Here is a 1,465-nt window from a genome sequence, read left to right as displayed (position 1 = left end):
GATAATAGGGCCTTCTGATTAGAAGGCCCTATTATCAATGATTTTTATCCTCGTGACGACACTATCTAGTAATGATGATACAAAATACTTTGTTCTGAAAAGTGGCGAAGACTATGACTACTATTTGCGATATATGCATGAGTATATGGGGGAAAGGTTCTATCATAACCTTGAAGACGATGTTTATATGGAAGGTGTTTTAAAATCAATAATAGAGAACGGTAAGAAAGACTTTAATGAGTTCTTGAAAAAGCATAAATATAAAGCATCGATTAAAAACGTATATTTTGATGAAGTGCTTGTCAACCTGAGGCAGATACATCATGTGATGAGTCACTATATTTTACATACATAATCGCTGGCGTCATCTATTCGGCCCCGCAAGGGGCTAATATAAAACGAAATGAATAAAATAAGCATTTAATTATGAGGATATAAGTATGTCTAAAGAAACTGTTATTGAAAATAAATCAACAGAGCTGTTTTATGATCTAGCTTGTAGATCGTTTTCCGCAAGCTGGAATATGTTTATGGAAGTTAATGGCGATGGAGATGCCAATAACTATTTGGATGATCCTGATTTTATGAGTCCATTTATTATTTATGTGATTGACCATATTCAGAATAACTTTGAGCGATTTACCACGCAAGAAGGAAACTGTGGTGATATTAATCAGGTTAACTTTGAACAAGTCGCAGCCCTGCTAGTAGGGTATTCAGAAAACTTTAGAAAGTAAGAACTAATCTTGCCCCGCAAGGGGCTAACTATAAACAGAAGGAAAAACAGATGAAGAATGATATGACAGTAATCGTAAGTATGTTATGTGAGAAAACACCTGAAGTGATGAGTCTTATCCAAGAGAGCTTAGATATATTTATCGCATTAAGAGGTAGCTCTGTCGAAGAAATCATGAATGATAAGACCTTGTTAGATGATTTAAATCGTTATGTAAATGAGACACTGTATGATGAGATGGATCTGGAATATGGTTCTGTAATCATCAAAATAGTATCTAATAAATAGTATTAATACCTTCTCGATATTTATCTAATATTTAACTTAATAAAAGGAATCAGTATGAAAGAGATTATTTTAAATGAAAGTAATAAAATGGCGATAAATCTTATCACAAATGTATTACAGGGATATTGCGAAACGATCTATAGTATCTCTGAAAACAGCCTGAAACGGCCATGAATATTTTAACAGGGGAAATGTTATCAGAGATACTTTATGATGTTTTGATTGCCTGTGAAGTTGAAGACTATGTTAAAAGTGGAAGAGGCAAAGATGTATCTGAGATCAATATGGATGAGTTAAAGGAAACGATTTTATACTGGCATAAAGAGCATATCATTGAGCTTGTACTGAAAAACATAAAACCGGATGATCGCGAATTCAGATAATAAGTGCAACGCTCGGACATGATTGTGGAGAGTGTAGGAGGAAGGGTTAACTACCGAT

General features: G+C 33.9%; 3 protein-coding genes and 1 pseudogene. All 4 read left to right on the top strand.

The window, feature by feature from the left end; all coding sequences use genetic code 11:
• Nucleotides 1–37 precede the first annotated feature (37 nt).
• The 4 genes and pseudogenes from ACSZPU_RS25685 (at nt 38) to ACSZPU_RS25670 (ending at nt 1,407) form a co-directional block, all read left to right on the top strand.
• Nucleotides 38–355 carry a hypothetical protein gene (locus tag ACSZPU_RS25685; protein WP_499004432.1) on the top strand — a complete coding sequence of 106 codons (318 nt, stop codon included), beginning with the start codon at nt 38–40 and terminating at the stop codon, nt 353–355.
• An 85-nt stretch (nt 356–440) separates the two neighbouring features.
• Nucleotides 441–737 (top strand): hypothetical protein, encoded by a 297-nt coding sequence (locus ACSZPU_RS25680; RefSeq protein WP_045351992.1) that lies wholly within the window; start codon nt 441–443, stop codon nt 735–737.
• Nucleotides 738–787: 50 nt separating this feature from the next.
• Complete coding sequence (locus ACSZPU_RS25675; protein ID WP_016243653.1) at nt 788–1,024, top strand: hypothetical protein; 237 nt, start codon at nt 788–790, stop codon at nt 1,022–1,024.
• 54 nt (nt 1,025–1,078) lie between these two features.
• A pseudogene (locus ACSZPU_RS25670) lies at nt 1,079–1,407 on the top strand (hypothetical protein).
• Nucleotides 1,408–1,465 lie beyond the last annotated feature (58 nt).

Source organism: Phytobacter sp. V69 (genome assembly GCF_965644215.1).
GTDB lineage: Bacteria > Pseudomonadota > Gammaproteobacteria > Enterobacterales > Enterobacteriaceae > Phytobacter.
The sequence above is the reverse complement of the archived record's forward strand: the minus strand, read 5'-3'. Positions and strand labels throughout refer to the sequence as shown.